The organism is Psychroflexus tropicus DSM 15496 (assembly GCF_000378765.1).
Classification (GTDB): domain Bacteria; phylum Bacteroidota; class Bacteroidia; order Flavobacteriales; family Flavobacteriaceae; genus Psychroflexus; species Psychroflexus tropicus.
This window is the reverse complement of the sequence record NZ_KB905344.1, coordinates 42,915-61,197: the sequence shown is the minus strand read 5'-3', so window position 1 is coordinate 61,197 and position 18,283 is coordinate 42,915. Positions and strand designations below refer to the sequence as shown.

General features: G+C 37.0%; 15 protein-coding genes and 2 pseudogenes. All 17 read right to left on the bottom strand.

Annotated elements, in window-relative coordinates; translation table 11 throughout:
• Positions 1-124: 124 nt before the first annotated feature.
• The 17 genes and pseudogenes from F598_RS0109825 to F598_RS0109750 all read right to left on the bottom strand — a co-directional run bounded on the left by F598_RS0109825 (position 125) and on the right by F598_RS0109750 (position 17,882).
• Positions 125-940, bottom strand: coding sequence for a polysaccharide deacetylase family protein (locus F598_RS0109825; protein WP_019038879.1), 816 nt, complete (start codon positions 938-940; stop codon positions 125-127).
• Between the two features lie 3 nt (positions 941-943).
• Positions 944-1,936 (bottom strand): GNAT family N-acetyltransferase, encoded by a 993-nt coding sequence (locus tag F598_RS0109820; protein ID WP_083925453.1) that lies wholly within the window; start codon positions 1,934-1,936, stop codon positions 944-946.
• A gap of 188 nt (positions 1,937-2,124) precedes the next feature.
• Entirely contained in the window at positions 2,125-3,453 is a 1,329-nt protein-coding gene (locus F598_RS0109815; RefSeq protein ID WP_019038877.1) for a glycosyltransferase family 2 protein, read from the bottom strand.
• 1 nt (position 3,454) lies between these two features.
• Positions 3,455-4,252 (bottom strand): sulfotransferase, encoded by a 798-nt coding sequence (locus tag F598_RS0109810; RefSeq protein ID WP_019038876.1) that lies wholly within the window; start codon positions 4,250-4,252, stop codon positions 3,455-3,457.
• Positions 4,249-5,127 (bottom strand): hypothetical protein, encoded by an 879-nt coding sequence (locus F598_RS0109805; protein ID WP_019038875.1) that lies wholly within the window; start codon positions 5,125-5,127, stop codon positions 4,249-4,251. The genes F598_RS0109810 and F598_RS0109805 overlap by 4 nt, the downstream gene beginning before the upstream one ends.
• 284 nt (positions 5,128-5,411) lie before the next feature.
• Positions 5,412-6,839 (bottom strand): annotated as a pseudogene (locus tag F598_RS14800) (MBOAT family O-acyltransferase).
• An 11-nt stretch (positions 6,840-6,850) separates the two neighbouring features.
• Positions 6,851-8,257, bottom strand: coding sequence for a hypothetical protein (locus F598_RS0109795; protein ID WP_019038873.1), 1,407 nt, complete (start codon positions 8,255-8,257; stop codon positions 6,851-6,853).
• The gene (gene rffA, locus F598_RS0109790) at positions 8,241-9,389 is read right to left on the bottom strand and encodes a dTDP-4-amino-4,6-dideoxygalactose transaminase (RefSeq protein ID WP_019038872.1); all 1,149 of its coding nucleotides are present in this window, start codon (positions 9,387-9,389) and stop codon (positions 8,241-8,243) included. Before rffA ends, F598_RS0109795 begins: the two co-directional genes overlap by 17 nt.
• On the bottom strand, positions 9,374-10,066 hold the full coding sequence (locus tag F598_RS0109785; RefSeq protein WP_019038871.1) for a GNAT family N-acetyltransferase: 693 nt from the start codon (positions 10,064-10,066) through the stop codon (positions 9,374-9,376). Before F598_RS0109785 ends, rffA begins: the two co-directional genes overlap by 16 nt.
• Complete coding sequence (locus F598_RS0109780) at positions 10,063-10,986, bottom strand: glycosyltransferase family 2 protein (RefSeq protein WP_019038870.1); 924 nt, start codon at positions 10,984-10,986, stop codon at positions 10,063-10,065. The genes F598_RS0109785 and F598_RS0109780 overlap by 4 nt, the downstream gene beginning before the upstream one ends.
• Before the next feature lie 9 nt (positions 10,987-10,995).
• Complete coding sequence (locus F598_RS0109775; protein WP_019038869.1) at positions 10,996-12,162, bottom strand: glycosyltransferase family 4 protein; 1,167 nt, start codon at positions 12,160-12,162, stop codon at positions 10,996-10,998.
• 42 nt (positions 12,163-12,204) lie between these two features.
• Positions 12,205-12,561 (bottom strand): four helix bundle protein, encoded by a 357-nt coding sequence (locus F598_RS0109770; protein ID WP_019038868.1) that lies wholly within the window; start codon positions 12,559-12,561, stop codon positions 12,205-12,207.
• Positions 12,562-12,621: 60 nt separating this feature from the next.
• Positions 12,622-13,476 carry a sulfotransferase domain-containing protein gene (locus tag F598_RS0109765; protein WP_019038867.1) on the bottom strand — a complete coding sequence of 285 codons (855 nt, stop codon included), beginning with the start codon at positions 13,474-13,476 and terminating at the stop codon, positions 12,622-12,624.
• Positions 13,463-14,566, bottom strand: a complete 1,104-nt coding sequence (locus F598_RS0109760) for a glycosyltransferase (protein ID WP_019038866.1) — start codon at positions 14,564-14,566, stop codon at positions 13,463-13,465. The genes F598_RS0109765 and F598_RS0109760 overlap by 14 nt, the downstream gene beginning before the upstream one ends.
• Before the next feature lie 616 nt (positions 14,567-15,182).
• Positions 15,183-15,443: pseudogene (locus F598_RS15640) on the bottom strand (HepT-like ribonuclease domain-containing protein); the annotation flags it as partial.
• A gap of 88 nt (positions 15,444-15,531) precedes the next feature.
• Entirely contained in the window at positions 15,532-15,828 is a 297-nt protein-coding gene (locus F598_RS0109755; protein WP_019038865.1) for a nucleotidyltransferase family protein, read from the bottom strand.
• 665 nt (positions 15,829-16,493) lie between these two features.
• Entirely contained in the window at positions 16,494-17,882 is a 1,389-nt protein-coding gene (locus F598_RS0109750) for an asparagine synthetase B family protein (RefSeq protein ID WP_019038864.1), read from the bottom strand.
• Positions 17,883-18,283: the final 401 nt, after the last annotated feature.

Sequence of the window (18,283 nt, the reverse complement as noted above, 5' to 3'; positions counted from 1 at the left end):
ACAATACACCCTCCTCAATCCTCCCTCCAGGGAGGAAGCTTTTTCAATTCTATCCCCTTGAGGCGTTGCATTGAGCTAAGTCGAAATGGGATGAAAGGGGTGTTTTCTTCACATGAAGTATAAATTAATCAACCAATTCCATCGGCTTTACAAACTCAATCTTCTGACCTGAACTCTTGAGTTGCTCCAGAAATTGTTTAAAATTGGCCATACTTTCTTTTTTATTGGGGAAGTCGAGCATTAAGGGATGAGCACTTATCGTGTAGGTCGAATAATTGGTATTTAGAATATGATTGACCACAAATGTGTCAAAGCCTGTGTAATGATTTTCCAATACTAAAACACCTTTGTAGTTGAGCACTGTCCCAGTTGGATTGCGTTTCAAATTGAAAAATTTTTGAAAAATAGTTTTGTAGGTGACCCTGACCCATCTATAATCATTTACTTTCAATAGCTTAATAATCGACTCATTATCGGCTGCTTTGAAGAAGGGATAAATGCCGCGATCTCCCCAACTAAAGGCCCCACGTTTTAACCAAGACATAGGGCGGTTATGCGGAGGTACAAAACCTATGACTTTTTGTTGGTGTTCGATGGCTTTTTCTAAGGCAAGCTGACTTCTCTTTAAACTTTTATCTACTTGGTTCAATTGAAAAATAGATGACCATTCGTGACGCCAGGAATGTGAAGCCACTTCATGGCCGCGGTCATGAATTTCCTTAATCAAAGCTGGAAAGGTATAAGGAGCTAATCCCTCTTCTGCAGAAAAGCCAGTTATCGCAAAACAACATTTGATACCATATTCATCTAATATATCGAGAGCTAGCTTCACCTGGTTTTGTTCACGCTGAAGATTCTTGAAATTAAAATTATAGGGATAAGAGGCATTGATCAAACCAATAGCGCCGTCAAAATCCCAGATTAAAATGATTTTCTTCATCGCTTATATGTTTTCATCAGAATCCTGATGTGTGTAGTAAAAGTACTTTTTTTGAATACTTTTTTCTAAAACGTTGTCTTTAGTGTAATAGATAATTGATGTTTTTGTGGAATATTCGATTGTAGTCAGTTGGCTTCCTAATTTTTTTGAATGTATGTTATTTTGAAATCGAATTCTATCGATATTCTCTGGTAAAAAACTGAGTATAAAATTTATAATCGAATAAAAGTCCTTTGAATTTTCTAATTCTAAATCAGTAATAAAATAAATATGACCGTGATGGTATCCGGAAAAGTAGGTTTTTGTTCCAGATAAATTATACAATTTAACTCCTGGATAATAATCTTTAAATTCTCGAAAACGCCAATTTTTAAAATTGTCGTCTACCTGAATTCTCAAATCATTTGCGGTTTTCGTGTGAAAAAGATCATGGTGATTTTCATTTATGATATCCAACTGCTGAAATTCTCTTTTGTATTTAGTTTGTCTGTAGACAGACAAAAATGGATTCTTAACTGATTTTATAAACTTATAAGGCAAACCCTTCATTTGGAGAGGGACTCCAAGATAAATAGGAATAAATTGCTTGGTTGAACTCTTTAATTTTTTATACCCAGACCTCAACATTGATTTTTCAGCCGAAGGACTTGGATCACTTCCTAAAGTAATAGGTTTTTGTTGGTGAGCGGATTCATAAAGTAACTTAGCAACCCCTTTTCCTCTATAAGCGGGGTCAACCATTAAATCACAGGCCCACTGGGTGGCAATTGATTTCATTCCTACTTTCAAATAACATGGAATCAAACCTAACTGACCAATAATTTCACCTTTCTCTACAGCTAATTTAAATGATGGCAACTCTTTTCCTGGCTCACCTCTAAACTTCCAATAGATATAATCTGGATTTCTTCGCTTTCTCCGTTTGCCAAACATCCTGGTCGCAAACTCAAAATGTTGCTTTTCGTATGTTGGTGAATAGTTAACGATTTCGATCATGGTTGCATTTTGTATTTTTTATCTCGAGCTTTAATGTCTAGTGTGACTTTGTCACTAATAGTGTATTCGTGTAATCGTATATTGGTTTAATCACTCGACCGATTACTCGACTACTCTACTATACGAATATACTATTGATGATTATAACTTATTTGATCCAAGACCCACGACTAATTGACTAAAGACTATTAAAACTTCTCAATCTTAGACCCTTCCTTAAGTTTCTCACTCGCTAATGACCATGATTTAAAAACCTGAACTAAAACTAGAGGTGAAATAAGGATACTGATCAACACCCCCACCACCATCAGCAACGAATTACTTTTGTAACGATAAGGCATGATGGAGCTAGGCACCGTTTTCAGCAAAGCCCATCTGGCCGCTCTGTTTCCGTGGTATTTTCTGAATAAATACACCACAGACGGAATCGGTCGCGGGTCCAGCCATTTTTTGGGTCGAAATCCATCCCAGCTCCCCATTTGGCGTAAGCCTCCAGACCCCACTTTTAAGTGTAGACGTTTAGCATTGGGATTGGAAATGTTTTTATAGCCGGCGAGATAAGCCCGTAATCCAAATTCTCCGTCGCCCATCCGTTGCTTTTCAAACTGTCGATCGAATAAGCCTATCTGTCTGAATACTTCTTTGTTGAGTAAAACATTACCGGTGTCTAGCTGACTACTGATGCCAAAATGAGCATAATTGGCCGGCACTTTGGCCCCTTGAGTTGAAATCGACACCCCAGAGGATAGATCCGCCTTAAAAAAATCAAGCGTTTTCAAATGTTGTGAAATCCAATCAGTGTCTACTCTAGAATCATCATCAAAAAGCAAGATGAGGTCACCCTGACTTTGTTGAATCGCTTTATTCCGAGCTAACCATAAAGCTTTTTCCTCCTGGTGTATCAAATTGAAATTTAACTGAAACTCATCGTAAAAGTCCACTTGAAAAGGCTCCGATTGATCCACCACGATGACTTCAAAATTCGTATACTCCTGCTGTTCCAAATCCTTGAGGACATCTTTTAAATACCGATAACGATTTAAAGTGGGGATAATGATCGAAACAAATGGCTGTCGCTGAACGAGTTCAGACTTAAAGTCCTTATAATCTGTATATTGAATAGGATGTTGATGCTCATCCACTCGCTTCACCTTTCTAGTTTTACAATAAGCAGACACTTCTGTGATTGGGTTGTTAAATGACAGCAAGCGAATTAACAGGACGTAAAACACCCATGCTTTATGAAAATTCTTACGGATAAAGCGGTATTCATCGATAATCGGTATGGTCTCAAAATCGGTGTAGGTTGCTGCCTGGCTGATATAGCCTTTTTGGATTGCCCTCCATGACAGATCATAGTCTTGAGCAAACATAGAAGAATACCTTTCATCTCTTATAAGTTGGTCTAAAACCATATTAGGCAAAGCCTGAACCTTGGGAAATACTGATGTTCTATCCTTTTTAAAAAGACGAAAATAGTGTGTGGGTTGAAGGTAAGTGAGAAATTTAAAAGGCATGTTACACTTCGTAATTTAAGTAAACCATTTCATCCTTGAGTAATTGATTGAAAAGTGTTTTCTCCTCTTCTGAATACTTTTTAGAGTAAGACTTCCAATCCACTACTTTAAGTTCCCATTGTTCAATAATTTTTCTATGTTTCTTATGAAACGGTAGATTTAAATCCTTCAGTAAGCTTTCAAAAAACATCACAGGATCATCACATAAATCCTCGTATCTTAGAAGTTTCCTGTTTAAAGGTTTAGCACCTTCAAAATTCTGCTTATAAAAATTCGCATAAAATTCAATTTTATCAGTCATGCTAAGTTTCGCAAACTCCTCAGGTTTGTTTTTATAAAACCATTTTTGTTTGATGTAGGAGCTAACCACAACTCTAGGGTCTCTCTCTATCCACAATACCAAGTAATTTTTATTAAAAACTTGATCCAAAATTTCTTTTCTTGCTTCCCCCGTTAGCTTGGTTACAAAATTCTTCTTACCAGATATTTGTTTTAGAGAAGTTATAAAATTAATGCAATCTTCAGTCTTTTCAACATCTAATCTAGCCTCTGATGAAAAGGGCTTAAAGTAATGATTCCAAAACCCATAAGCTTCTGCAGGTTTAGGGATATTCTTAACTGATGACCAGTCTACACCCAGCATTTGTTTCTGGTAAATGGTGTTGAAAACTCCTAACCAGGCTTGTTTTGGAAATCTATTTTGCCAGGAGGATAACCACACAAAATCTGGATGATAAGAAAACATCTTATTAAATAGCGTGGTTCCTGACCTTCCAGGCCCGTGAATAATAATATTCATTGAGTAATTGCTTTCACGAACTCCTCTGTTGCCTTTTTCCTACCTTTTTTATTGACGTGAATCTCATCATAAAACAAGTTCGTTTTTTGATATAATAGCCCTGAATGGTTTATGAACTGGAAATTATCAGGGGTGTTTTGGTGCTGATTCAACATGGGCGATTGGTATAAGATCAGTTCGATATTATTCTGCTGACAAAGTAATTGAATTTTTTCAAGATACAGGTTGTTAAACTGATAATCTGAAACTTCAGGTCTTTTGACCTTTAAGGGCTTTCCTAATTTAGGATACACATAATTGCCTTTGTCATCGTAGCGGTTTCGATAGGTTGGTTTAGCTAAGGATATTAGCGAAGGGTAAAATAACTCGGTGTTGTAATAGCCTAATCCATAAATCGGTACCCATTGACTTGTAGTCAAAGGAGACCAAGCCTCATCTTCTAAAATAGTAAAGTGATCCTCTACATAATCCTCTGCTATAAAAGGTAAAAACCGATGATCGTTGTTTCCTATACTCGGTGAAGCATTCGCCACGTCCCAGTGAGTAATCGCCAAAACGCAACGCTGAGTTTGCCCACCGTTTTCCAAGAAATGCTTAAGCATTAAGTAATGCGTTGGTAAGGCAGTGTCATCCATGCTCAGGTTGAGGCCCTGCCAGCCCGTTAAGCTATCGATAAGTTTGGTGTTTAAGGTGGTTAAGCCGGTACTAGACCCTAAGACCACGTAATCTAAATCCAGCTTAATTTGATTCACGGCAAAGGAAGGCTTGTAAAATTCGGATTGTCTTAGACTCCAGAAACTTCCTAAAACGAGAAGATTGAGGAGAACGAAAAGCAAACCGCCGTAGAGAAGTAATTTTTTGAGGAATTTAGTCATTGGGTGATTTTAAAATTCGAAATCTTTATTTGACATATTTAAATAATTCTATTAGAGTTGAGATATAAACAGCTCTGGATGAAGCCATTGCTAATGAGTAGAAATACTCACAATTCAAGAAAGGAGAATTGTTTAGCATCGAGCCTCTCAATTCTTCGAGATAAACTCAGTCGAGATGTAAATGGTTCTCGACTCCGCTCGAACTTGAAACAAAAGCAAGTGTTTTTTATTCTGCCAGTCGTATTATTGAGGAAAATAGTTTTAAGCTCCATTCGATCAATTATTTAAAACTGAAAATAAATAAAATCTGCCTGATTTTTAAAGGCTCCCATCACTACAATACACGCTATTACAAATGCCGCCGAAAAGGGTCGTAAGTGCACTTCTACTCGCTGCTTTCTAAAGGCTCTAAATTCAAAATACAGCATCAGTAAGATACTCATTCCTATAATTGCTGAAAACAAGAGGTACTTAGAAGATTTGGTAAAAACGTCTAAACTCAGTGAGTTCATTTCAAATATATGCCCTAAAAATTGAATAGCTTCACTAATACTATCCGCTCTAAAAAACACCCAGGCCAGACAAACAATGCCAAAGGTTAAACCGATTTTAAGCAGATGGGGAAGGCGCAAGGCATCTTCACTTACATATTTTCGATTCACATTGAGAAGCAACAAAGGTAAAAAGAACAGGGCATGTAAAGCGCCCCAAACCAAAAACGTCCAGTTGGCGCCGTGCCAAAAGCCACTGACTAAAAAGATGATCATTACATTTCTGACTTGTAAGGTTTTTCGCACTCGGCTTCCCCCCAAGGGAATATAAAGGTAATCTCTAAACCAAGTCGATAAGGAGATGTGCCAGCGACGCCAGAACTCGGCAATGTCTCTAGAAAAATAAGGAAAAGCAAAATTGGTCATCAAAGAGAATCCAAATAAGCGGGCAGTACCAATCGCAATATCCGAATACCCGGAAAAGTCACCGTAGATTTGAAACGCGAATAGAACGGCACCCAAGCCTAATTCTGCACTGGAATAATTACCTGATTGCTCGAAAATTTGATTGACAAAAAAGGCACAATTATCGGCGATGACTACTTTCTTAAACAGGCCCCAAATGATCAGATATACGCCCGAGGTTGCAAAACTTGAGTTGAATACTCGCTCTTCACTAAACTGAGGTAATAAGCGGGTAGCCCGCTCAATCGGTCCTGCCACCAGCTGAGGAAAGAAGGCCACGTACGCGGCGAAATTTAATAAAGATGAGGTTGGCTTTAGTTGCTTTCGATACACATCGATAGTGTAACTAAGGGTTTGAAAGGTATAAAAGGAAATGCCTACAGGAAGTATGATAGAAAGCGTACTGACTTCCATAGTGATGCCTAAGCCTGCAAAGGCATCAATCCAGGACTCCACGAAGAAATTATAGTATTTAAAGACGCCTAAAAACCCGAGATTGACCAGTAAACTGGTCCACAACAAGAGTTTGGATTTTTGCCTGGAAGTCGATTTGTCTATAGCTAAACCAAGACTATAATCGAGTAAGGTGCTAAATACAATTAAACTTAAAAACCGCCAGTCCCACCAGGCATAAAACACATAGCTGGCAATGAGAATCAGTACATTTTGAGCTTATAGTCTACCTTTTAATACAAACCAATACAGAATAAATACGGTAGGGAGAAAAATAAAAAAGGTGAGGGAATTGAAGAGCATAGTTATTTATTTTATTCTCTGAGTGTGACTTTATATAGTCCTATTTCACTTCCACGCTCCTGAAAAGGTCTAGAAATCTTATAATGGCCCTTTACTGGATCTATTTCACTTGTGATAATAAGATCCTCTTTAGAATGATTTACTTTTGAGTTTAATCTATCCAACATTTTTTGTTTTGATATAAAAAGCATTACGTCACCTTCTTCAAGTTCTATTTTCTCTCCTGACATTGTCTTATAAAAATGGTGATGTAATCTTGAATTAGGTTGGTCGATGACTTCCATACCTAATTGAGATGTCACCCAAATCCGATTGTCATTTGGTATAGATTCACCAATTTCATTAGTTCTTTTTAAAATAGTTCTATAAGTAGAACCTAAAACTGGGTTTTCAAAATTTTGGAAAGTTGGAAATAAATGTGTAACCAATAAACTATAGCTAATGAAGCAGAAAGATATTAATTTAATAACTGCATTAAATTTTAGATCTTTTAATTCGCTCATATCTACAAAAAAGAGCAATAAGAATGGAATTAAATAACTAAAATAGTAACTCCGTCCAAAGACACAGGTAAAAATTATGTAGCTAATCAGGAAAAGTATTTTTAGTATATTTTTATTTTTAAACACTCCTAAGTAAATCAAGACTATTACAATTGGCGAAAATGAAATGTATTTCAAAACATGTGATAATGAAAAAGAATGATCCTCTAATTCATTTGAACCTGTAAAAAGATTTATATAATCCAACAGCCTAAAACCAGATATAACCAATGCCGAGACTACCCCTATGCTTATAATCCTGATAAAATGTTTGTGACCTATCCATTTATTAGCCCAGATATAGAGAACAATCAACACGGTGAAGATTGCAGAGGCAGGATGGATCAAGAAAATTAAAGCCCCAATAAAACCTATGATTAATAGCCTAAACACTTTAGTTTTTTGATGATATATTTCAAAAACCTGATAGATTATGAGCAACATAAATGGAATAATATAGGTCTCAGATCTTAAGCCAAATGTGTAGGTAGAAGTTAGAAATCCAGCTATAGTAATAATGAATAAAAACTTTGACTTCAACTGATCTAAAGTTATTTTTTTGATTAGAAAAGCACTTACAGAAATAAATAAAAATGAGATCAAAATGAATTTATAGGTGTTTATCTCGCCTGCAAGCTTGTAGAAAGGTGACAAAATCATCTCCAATCCATAAGTTTTATAGATATCTCCATCAAAATTATGAGCAAAACTACTTTCATTAAAATCACCTCTCATGAATGAAAAAAGATGACTCAATGTCCATGGCCCATCCGTACTCACGTGGGGATAAATCAGAAACAAAGCCAATTTCCAAACTATTAAGCCAACAGGAATTGCATATAAAATAAACTTAAGGATTTTATTTATCCGATTCATACATCAAAATTTTGTCAATTACAGAGTGCACATCAAGCTCAAAAAACAATGGCAATCTCAATAAACAGTTAGTGTATTTGTCTGAAAAAGGAAGAGCTTTGCCTTCGTGTTTAGTTTTATAGAACTCACTGCGGTGTAAACTTATGTAGTGGAAGACGGTTAGAATATCATGACCCTTCATATAAGCAATAAACTTTCTTCTATGCTCTTCAGTTTCAAAAACCAAATAAAACATATGCGCATTATTGGTAGCATATGCAGGTAAAACTGGCAATTGTATTTTATTTTTTCTAGCCCAAATTGAAATCTTATCTCGGTAAGAATCCCAAATCAATTTTCTTCTTGATTGTATCTTCTCAATATTTTCAATCTGCGCCCATAAAAATGCTGCAATAATTTCTGAAGGTAGAAAAGAGCTTCCTACATCTACCCATCCGTATTTGTCGACTTCTCCACGAAAAAATGCTGAACGGTTGGTTCCTTTTTCCCAAATGATCTCAGCCCGTTCAATGAATTGTGAATCGTTTATGGCCAGCATACCCCCTTCCCCAGATATGATGTTTTTGGTTTCGTGGAATGAAAATGCGCCTAAATGACCAATACTCCCTAGTGGTTTCTTTACGCCATCTTGACCCGTGTAAAAACTATCTATAGCCTGAGCTGCATCTTCAATCACAAACAAGTTATGTTTTTCGGCCACCTGCATAATTTTATCCATATCACAAGCTACACCTGCATAATGAACAGGAACTATCGCTTTGGTTTTTGGAGTGATTAATCCTTCTAGTTGACTTTCATCGAGACCGGGATGATCTTTTCTAGAATCTGCAAATACTAGTTTAGCACCTCGTAACACAAAAGCATTTGCCGTACTCACAAAGGTATAGGACGGCAGGATTACCTCATCTCCGGCCTGTATATTAATCAATAAGGCAGCCATCTCTAATGCATCAGTACAGGATGTGGTCAATAAGCACTTTTTAAAATCATAAACAGACTCAAAAAAATTTTGACATTTTTTAGTGTACTTACCATTACCCGAAATATGTCCTGTAGCTACGGCATCTTCAATATAAAAAGTTTCTTTGCCTGTTAAATAAGGTTTATTAAAAGGGATCATTTTGTTTTCCATACATGGTAGATTTCGGTTTTGCTAAATACAAAAAAACCAATCTGATTGTAAAATTTTATAGCTTGTAAATTTGAAGATTGAGTAGCTACGTAAAGTTCTTTAATATCTTTTTCTTTGAGGTAATTTTCCAAATTATGGATAAGTAATTTACCCACACCTTTCCCATGAAATTCAGGATCGACTGCAACTAATGTAATATTTGCGCTCCTTTGCTCTAATTTACAAGCAATAAAACCTATAATTGAATTATTTATTAGAGCTATATAGACTATAGTTTTTAAATCTTGAAGACTATTATCTATCCATTTTCTGTAAAGTAGTTTGAACTCTTCATCACTAAACTTTGAATCTAGCTTGAATCTTGATTTGTGTCCACTAACGTAGGCTAATTCATATAAATCTTCATTTTCAAATTCTTTTACACATTCAGGTTTTTCTATCATTATCCTTGTATTTAATGCCTTTTTGAAAGGTTTAAAAATAGATTTTGAAAGAATGATTTTAGTATCAATATGAAAATTTTCTAAAGCTTTGATTTCGAAATTTGAAAACACATATGTCAAGTCGTATTCTTGACTTATTTCTTCAAATACGTTTTTATCTTCGTCTTTTTTAATCTCAAGTTTTGCAATTCTCTTATTGAAAAAATTAGAGTCCCATTTCAGTTCTCGTATCATGAATCCGTAGTGTTTGAAATAATATAAACAGGCCTTCCTTTAACCCCTTCAAAAATCTTTCCTACATAGAGTCCAATTATACCAAGGGTAGAAATAATCACACCCGATAAGAGCCAAATTGAGATAATTAAGCTGGTAAACCCTAATACAACAACATCCCCTTTCAACCATTTGAAGAAATAAAACACTGTAATAATTATTGAAATAAAAGAGATAAATAAACCTGCTTTCACTACTAAACGAAGAGGTTTGTCAGAAAATGCAAGGATAATATCAAGCGCAAGATTCATTAGTTTCTTAAAATTATAATTAGATTTTCCCTCTTCTCTCTTAGCATGTTCAACATCAAGTTTTATTGATTTAAATCCAACCCACTTCACCATAGCAGGAAAATAGCGTATAGAGTCTTTCATTCTTATCAAGGTCTCTATAACTTTAAGGTTGTAAATTCCAAAATTTGCAACTGTTTCATCTTGCTCGGTTCCTGTAAGATATCCTAAAGTTCGATAGAAAGTTTTCGAAAACAGCTTTTTAAAAAAAGAGTCTTTTCGTTTCGCTCTACTTGCTAAAACAATATCAAAGCCTTGTTTAGCTTTTGCATATAAATTAACTATCTCTTCTGGTTGATCCTGAAGATCACAATCCATAACTACAATCCAGTCTCCTTTAGCATGATCTAATCCACAGCTAATGGCGTAGTGCTGTCCAAAATTTCTGCTTAATTTGATCCCTTTCAAATAAGATCTGCCCTGTGAAAGTTCTAAAATCTTCTCCCATGACTTATCTGGCCCACAATCTTCTACCAATATAATTTCATAATCAGTAGTAATAGATTTTACTGAAGTTTCAATCCTTGTAACTAATTCTGACAAAATATTTTCAGCGTTATAAACCGGGCTAATAATTGAAATGTGTGGCATAGTTAAAAATTATAGATAAAATTCTGTAAATGCTTCTTTTTGAACTTCTAAACCAAATTTGTTTTGTACTCTCTCCTTAGCATTTCCTTGAATACTTTTTTTAATCTTTTCATCATGGTTAAGCACTTCCAAAATTTTATTAGCTAATAATTCTGGCTTAGCTTTTTGTACCAGCCAACTTGTTTCTTCATGCACAATATTTTCAGATAAAGCGCCAGCATCGTAAACTAAACATAGCTTACCTAAAGCCTGGGCTTCCAAAACGGCATTACAAAAGCCTTCACTCAAACTGGTTTGAACGTATATATCAGTTTTATGGAGGTGGTCTATAGTCTCTTGGTGAGTTTGCTTGTCTAAAAAAATAATCTGATCTCTCAGCTGTTTTTGATACACATGAAACTTGTAACGCTCTTCATGCTTCTGGTCCCCACTTCCAATAATCTTCCACTCAAAGTCAATTCCTTTCTGTTTTAAAGCGTAAGCGGTTTCAATGAGATCATCTATGCCTTTGATCCAGTGTAATCTGGCGATGCTTAGAATGGTCAATTTATCATTGTGAGTAGGTTTTGAATGTCCGATCATTTTTAAATCAACAGCGGGTGTAATGATATTGATTGGCACTTGTGTTGATAAACCTAAACCATATGCTTTTTCTAATAAATACTTAGAGATGCTATGCACTTTATCCACATAATCCCAAAGCTTAGTATAACAATTTGGATGCTTTAGTGGGTAGACTCCAATATCATAACCTCTTAAACTCACTGCCAGTTGCGCTCCAATCGCTTTGGCGACTAACTCTCGCTCCAAAGCCATGGTGGCAAAGCCAAAATGTAGCCAATCCGTTCTTAGCTTAATTAAGGTGGCATTGATGTACAACTTCTCAAACATTCGCTTTACAGAGGTTCCCTCGCTTTTTTCTAGCTTGATGTATTTAGAAACGGACTTCAAATAAGGCAGTAAACCTAAATAAACACCTAGCATTTTAAAGACCTGAACTAGATTATTCTTGCTGACTTTAGGATGATGCAGATGTTGGCACGCCTCAAAGTTCTGATCGGTGGCTGCCGTGACCAAAATCACTTCATGCCCACTCTCCTGAAGGCCTTGAATCTTAGACCTGAAGAAGGTTTCAGAATAGCCTGGGGGTTGGGGAAGGATGAGGGTAATGGTCATTTTGTCGTGTATTGGTGTATTCGTCTATTCGTTTATTCCAACTCAAATTTTACTTTTTACATACTTCTTATACCCAGATAATAGCTTTCTCGTTTTTTCTATCATTGCAAATAAGGTTTCTTCAGCTTCAGCATTAAGATAAATGAGGTTTTTTGCAATTATTAATTGTGTGTCTAACTCAGCTGCTGAACCAATTGAATAGCTTACAAAATTGTAGAGTTCCTTCCAGCTATTTCTTCCGCTACCTTCAGCTATATTTGATGGTACCGAAACAGCAGAGCGTCTAATTTGATTTGTCAAACCAAATTGCTCGTTTTTTGGAAAATTATCAGTGTACTTATAGATTAATGTCACAAGTTCAATACTGACTTTCCAAACATCCAAATCTTTATGATTCATAATAGTTAGTTTTTTTGTGAATTCGAATATACGACTACTCGACTATTCGATTATTCGCACTTACAATTCATAAATATTCTGATTAAACTGCTGTAGTATGTTCAAAATTAATCCTTTCTCCTCATCATTCAAAAACTCCCTGTCATCCTTTTGACCTCTCACCGTGGATTTCGGATGGGCTTTTGTAGAGGGTTTTTTATACTCATTATCAATCTGTTGCACTACATCAATGCCTAGAATAGCACAAAGGTCTTTGTAGACCTGAACATCTGCTCTTAGATCTTCATGTTTGAGTATATGATAAGTCTCGGACTGACCAGCTTTCAAATCATCTAAAACTACCACATTCTCAATACACCAGCGCAAGGCTAAAATCTCAACTTCACTTTTGGCTTTAAAAGCTTCAATCTGAATGTTATACTTGTCTGCTAAAAGCTGTTTGAGACCCTCCTGTTTTTCAAAATAGGACAAGTCATACAGCCAGGGAAATTTGACCCGCTGTTGCGATTTGATCACTTCCAAAGGATGACGTAGCACATGGACGACTGGAATGTTATAATATTGATTAAGAAATGCTGCCATTAGATTCCCTCGTACAAATTTGATGATAAAATGTTTGGGTATAAACGGCCACAGATGCATTTTATACTTGCGATTGGAATTTTGAGCGATCCAGTCGGAATCAACCCGGTTTTTAAACACCTGTTCCAAATAGCTTAAGCCTTTGTTGTAATCTCGCTGATTAGCATGTGTGATCCATTGATCGGCGATCAAATGGCCTTTTTGGGTTCGTTCGGTATGCTCGGGTTCAAACAACATCCGATAGCGAAACACCTTCGCCATGTTTTCACTGAGCCAGCTGGTTCCACTTCGGGCAGACCCCACCACAATCGTATGTTTATTAAAGTGACTCATAGAGATTTTCTCTTGATGAAATAAAAGCTTCAAATGTATACTTATTCTTCACTTTTTCCCGCATTTCTAGACCTATTACTTTTAACTCTTCAAAAGGCATTTTCTGGGCTTTTTGAAGCAATTGTGTAAGTTCTTCCACCTGACTAGCCTCAAACATCCACTCGTCGAAGTCCTCTAAAATATCGGTAATCCCAGACACTTTAGAACCGATCACTGGCACAGCCATACTCATAGCTTCCACTGGCGCCATCGGCATGCCTTCCCGCTTGCCTTCATTTTTGGTAGGGATCACAAACACATTAGCAATGGATAAATGGTTCCGAACTTCCAATTGTTTCCCGGTAAATATTATATTAGAATGGTCTTTAAGGTATTTCTCTTTCAGCTTTTCAACATAGTCACTTTGGTCATTTCCAACCAAAAGTAATTTGATATGAGGAATTTTGGACTGAATGACTGCCTCGATCAGAATTTCTATGCCCTTTACCTCTACCATATTAACCACAGAGATCACCACGAAATCCTTTTTCTTAATTCCATACAGATTGGCCGTATCTTGATGATAAGCTAACGGCGCATAAACTTCTGTATCCAGCCCTAAAGGCAAATAGGTTGCCTTAACAGAAGGCGTTGGGTTAAAAAACTCGGTCATCATATCTTTGTTAATCGCAATGACGTGATTACTCAACTGCGATCGCCATCGCCAGGCTTTGTTGCCCCAGCCCATAGCTTTTTTAGTGTAAACAAATTTCTTACCTGCTAATTTCACCGCTAAAGGCTCTGAAAAATCGGAGCTCCAGTGCCAGGAATGCACGATATCCCAATCGTATGATTTAAAAAACCGGATTACTTTCAGCAATCGAAAGGGGAAAGACCAAAATGGCTTATAGTCCGTCTCATAATTGAACACATGAATCGGCACCCCAAGCTGTTCCACCTCCTTAAAAAATGCCCCTCGGCTATGCTTCACTAAGATCTCTGGGGTAAATAGCTCTTTATCCAGACCCTTCACCAAATCGTACACCACCTTGCCACTACCAGCGGTGTCAAAGTTAGGGATGGTGTAGAGGATTTTAAGTTTCTTTTTCATTAGTGTAGTCGAGTAGAAGTGTAATGGTATAATCGGTTTACTAGATCAAAAATAGTTTTTTCCTTTTGTTTATGTTCGAGCGGAGTCGAGAACTTTTGCATAATTATGATTAAGTGCATCTTGACTTTACTTCGTCAAAGTTTATCCTGAAGGAGTGAGGGCTGCACATCGCCTCAAGGGAAAGTTTCTTAGTTCCCTTCCATTGAGGGAAGGGTTAGGGTTGGGTGTGTTTTGAAGATCTCCAACACCCTTTGCCTAGCGGCATTTCTACTTCGACCTAGCTCAGCACATTGCCTCGAGGGAAAATGTTTAACATTCCTCCCTGGCCTGTGCTGAGCTTGTCGAAGTGAGGGAGCCTGCCTGCGTTTCCTTGGCAAAGGCAGGGTTAGGTGGGTGTTTGTAAATAAGTAAAATTCTAAACCAAAGTACCTTTAGCACCTGTCAGTTCGAGTGCTGTTTTTGTGCCGACAGACCAAAATCAGTGCACCTGCCTGTCGCCTACCTGTCGTGCCTTAGCAGGCAGGTGCCTCTGGCAAGCAGGTCGAGAACTCGACCTAGCTCAGCAGATCGCCTCAAGGTAAAACTTTTGCATTAGCACATAAAACTAATATATGTGCTACGGTCGTGGCCTGTGCTTTTCTACTAAGCTTTGAATTTCTTTTCTCAATTCAGGTAGTTCACGTATTATAATCGTCCAAATCACCTCATCAGAAATACTGTCATATTCATGAGCAATTCTGTTTCGAGTACCAACTATCTTTTGTGCGTTGTTTATTTGAAAATCAGAATCTTTGTGTTTAACTATTCGGTTAATGGCTTCCCCGATGATTTCAATATTTCTTTCGACTGCTTTCTTGGTTTTTAGGTCTTTTTGATAGTCAAAGAAATCTCGTTTTTAGGGAAGAAATTCAAATATTTGGTCGATGGATTTTACGATGTCTTCGAACCAAACACTAATCCTATTGTCAATAAATCAAAATTTTAGTACTGTCAAGCTCTTTTCTGAAAAATTGATTTTTAATTCCACGTTCTTCAACTAGGTCAATTTGTCTTTGAAGTAAGTTTTCTAAATTCTCTTTAAGTTGGAAATATAAATCTGTGTATTTAAAAGGATCGGTTTCTTCAAAATCTACTACAAAATCAATGTCGGAATCTTCACTATAATCATCACGGACCACAGAACCAAAGGCCGAAAACGTCCTAACCTTATATTTCTCACAAAGCTTCTTAATTCGATCGATATTTTTTTCAGATATGTTCATAATTCAAAAATACTCAAATTTTAGTTTAAAATATTGTATGAGTTATTTAGCATTGGCAACTATTCAGTAATATCTAACATGAGATAACTTCAAATGACCTCTCGATACATCCCAAACGAAAATGTTGGGATCACTCGCCTGAATGACCACGTTAGGCAGTCACAAGTGACATCCATAAAGTTGATTTTGTCAGTTCGAGTGACCTTTTTGGATTTACCAGAAATCCAAAAGGGATGTATCGAGAACTCGACTTAACTATTAGCTCATATGAATCTAGAATAATTAATGCTAATAACTGAAAAGACCCGCTTGAACGACTTAATCCGGCCTACTTTTTATGGATGTCAAAAAACAAAAAGAGGTGAAGAGTGGGTGAAGGAGTAAAGCATAAGTGAAACGGTTTGCTTTACGTGGTGGAACTTCTTTTGTAGTTTTTAAAGACATAAAAATAAGCCTAGTCCCCAAAGCTTTGGGGATTGTTTCTTTTTTTGGCAATACAAATCGAGGTACGAGATTCATGAACACTTAATTAATAACAAAGGGGGTGAACTAAAAAAGAAAAAAACCATTAATTTGGCTTAAAGCATTGATGTTTTTAAAAACAAATGACTTCGTCGGTCAGGCTCGAAGTGACATACCTAATATTCGATTATTCGAATACACGACTACTCTAAATTTCTCCTATTCCAAACTGCCAATGTCAACAGCATACTCACCGGATGTGAATAAAACACAGGATCTTGAGTTTGAAATTTACGGTATAGATTGTTAACCACTTGTGAGTCTACAAGATTATTGAAGTCCTTATCATACAAATACGACTCTAGCTGCTTTTCATTGTCTTCACCTAGAAACTGCAACTCCCAGTTCCGCTGGATGAATTTCTTCCCCAATTTCTCCTGGAGCACACGTTTCAGTTTATCAGTGATGCGATAAGGCAAATTGTAAGGTGCTATGTTCTTATGGAAATTCATCAAATTAAACGGCTTCTGATCCTGCCAGGTGATTCTGGCGACTTCAGGATGGTTGCGCTTAATGTACTCGATTTGAAGCTGGCGATCGGCAAGATGTGACTCAGGAATCTTGCAAACTAACTGACACATTCGATCATCGTAATAAGGCAAAGTGATGGGATGCGCCGCTTCAAACACACTTAAATTGATACTGGTCCAGCGTGGCGCCCAGTACATCGACTTAAAGGCTCTGACTTTGGCCGAGGTATTTTTAATATCGATACGATTCAACAAGGTTTGGGTGGTGTCTTTTAAATAGGTGTCAAAATCCCCTTCCAAATTCCAGCTAGCCCAAAGTTCCCTCGCCAATTCCAGCCCGCCTTTCTTGATTACTTTTTTATGGATATAAGAAACCAAGTCTTTATCCTGTATGCCTTCATCACCTCCTTTATCAAACAAAACATCACCCCAATGGCCGAGCGAAAAGACACCCTGCATTTGTTTCAGCTCCTCTAAAACACCCATTTGCCGGGGATGAGTAAATTCTGAATAACACTGATTGATTTCGGCTAACTCCCCGATTTTTTCCCAAAGATAGTGTGGAGGAATCTCAAAGGCCTTAAATTCAAAGTTACAGACCTTAGCGATTTGCTGACTGATCTGATGTTCTTTATACCCGCCTTGAAACGAATAGGAATACGAGGTCACTTGCTTCCCTAATTTATGTAAAGCTACCGCCTGACTCCGACTATCCAGCCCACCGGATAGAGGCAAAATAGCCTGTTGATTGCCAATCTGCTCATCGATGATCTGCTCAAACATGTCTTGATACTCTTGTAAAGAGCTATCAAAAGATTGATTTTTTGGCTCATAAGTCCACTGAAACCAGGGCTTGGACTTTACCAAAAAGCCCTCTTCTTCGATCTCATTGATCGTCCCTGGTCGCAAAACTTTAGTATCTTTCCAATAGGTCGAATCGTCCCAAAAAAATCCCGTTGCTGCAAACAGGCAAATGGCCTCATAGTCTAGTTCGTGGGATTCCCCTTTGATCTTGACAAAGGTTTGGGTGGTGAGGATGATGGGGGTTTTAATACTTCGCATATTCGTCTATTCGTGTATTCGTCTATTCGTCTATTCGTCTATTCGATTATTCGATTATTCGGTTAAAAGTGTATTAACTAAGTTTAGTCTATGTGTATTTATTAATCATTAAAAGACTACATTTTTGTCTTATTAGTAATAATCTCTAACTGACCAGTAAGGCAGGCCCTCAAGGGGATAGTTGCTTTTGGTTTCCTTCCTTGAGGGAGCCTGCCTGCGTTTCCTTGGCAAAGGCAGGGTTAGGTGGGTGTGTATCATGTTTAAATGGCTACTAAATTTTTATTATTTGGGTAATCTACTAATCAAATACTCCATTATACGATTACTCGATTACACGACTACTCCATTATTCGACTACTCGACTAATCGCTTTATCACTTTCGCCGGATTCCCCGCCACCA

Coding starts and splice junctions, on each gene's coding strand:
- F598_RS0109825 (WP_019038879.1), bottom strand. CDS start 940: ATGAAGAAAATCATTTTAATCTGGGATTTTGACGGCGCTATTGGTTTG.
- F598_RS0109820 (WP_083925453.1), bottom strand. CDS start 1,936: ATGATCGAAATCGTTAACTATTCACCAACATACGAAAAGCAACATTTT.
- F598_RS0109815 (WP_019038877.1), bottom strand. CDS start 3,453: ATGCCTTTTAAATTTCTCACTTACCTTCAACCCACACACTATTTTCGT.
- F598_RS0109810 (WP_019038876.1), bottom strand. CDS start 4,252: ATGAATATTATTATTCACGGGCCTGGAAGGTCAGGAACCACGCTATTT.
- F598_RS0109805 (WP_019038875.1), bottom strand. CDS start 5,127: ATGACTAAATTCCTCAAAAAATTACTTCTCTACGGCGGTTTGCTTTTC.
- F598_RS0109795 (WP_019038873.1), bottom strand. CDS start 8,257: ATGAATCGGATAAATAAAATCCTTAAGTTTATTTTATATGCAATTCCT.
- rffA (WP_019038872.1), bottom strand. CDS start 9,389: ATGGAAAACAAAATGATCCCTTTTAATAAACCTTATTTAACAGGCAAA.
- F598_RS0109785 (WP_019038871.1), bottom strand. CDS start 10,066: ATGATACGAGAACTGAAATGGGACTCTAATTTTTTCAATAAGAGAATT.
- F598_RS0109780 (WP_019038870.1), bottom strand. CDS start 10,986: ATGCCACACATTTCAATTATTAGCCCGGTTTATAACGCTGAAAATATT.
- F598_RS0109775 (WP_019038869.1), bottom strand. CDS start 12,162: ATGACCATTACCCTCATCCTTCCCCAACCCCCAGGCTATTCTGAAACC.
- F598_RS0109770 (WP_019038868.1), bottom strand. CDS start 12,561: ATGAATCATAAAGATTTGGATGTTTGGAAAGTCAGTATTGAACTTGTG.
- F598_RS0109765 (WP_019038867.1), bottom strand. CDS start 13,476: ATGAGTCACTTTAATAAACATACGATTGTGGTGGGGTCTGCCCGAAGT.
- F598_RS0109760 (WP_019038866.1), bottom strand. CDS start 14,566: ATGAAAAAGAAACTTAAAATCCTCTACACCATCCCTAACTTTGACACC.
- F598_RS0109755 (WP_019038865.1), bottom strand. CDS start 15,828: ATGAACATATCTGAAAAAAATATCGATCGAATTAAGAAGCTTTGTGAG.
- F598_RS0109750 (WP_019038864.1), bottom strand. CDS start 17,882: ATGCGAAGTATTAAAACCCCCATCATCCTCACCACCCAAACCTTTGTC.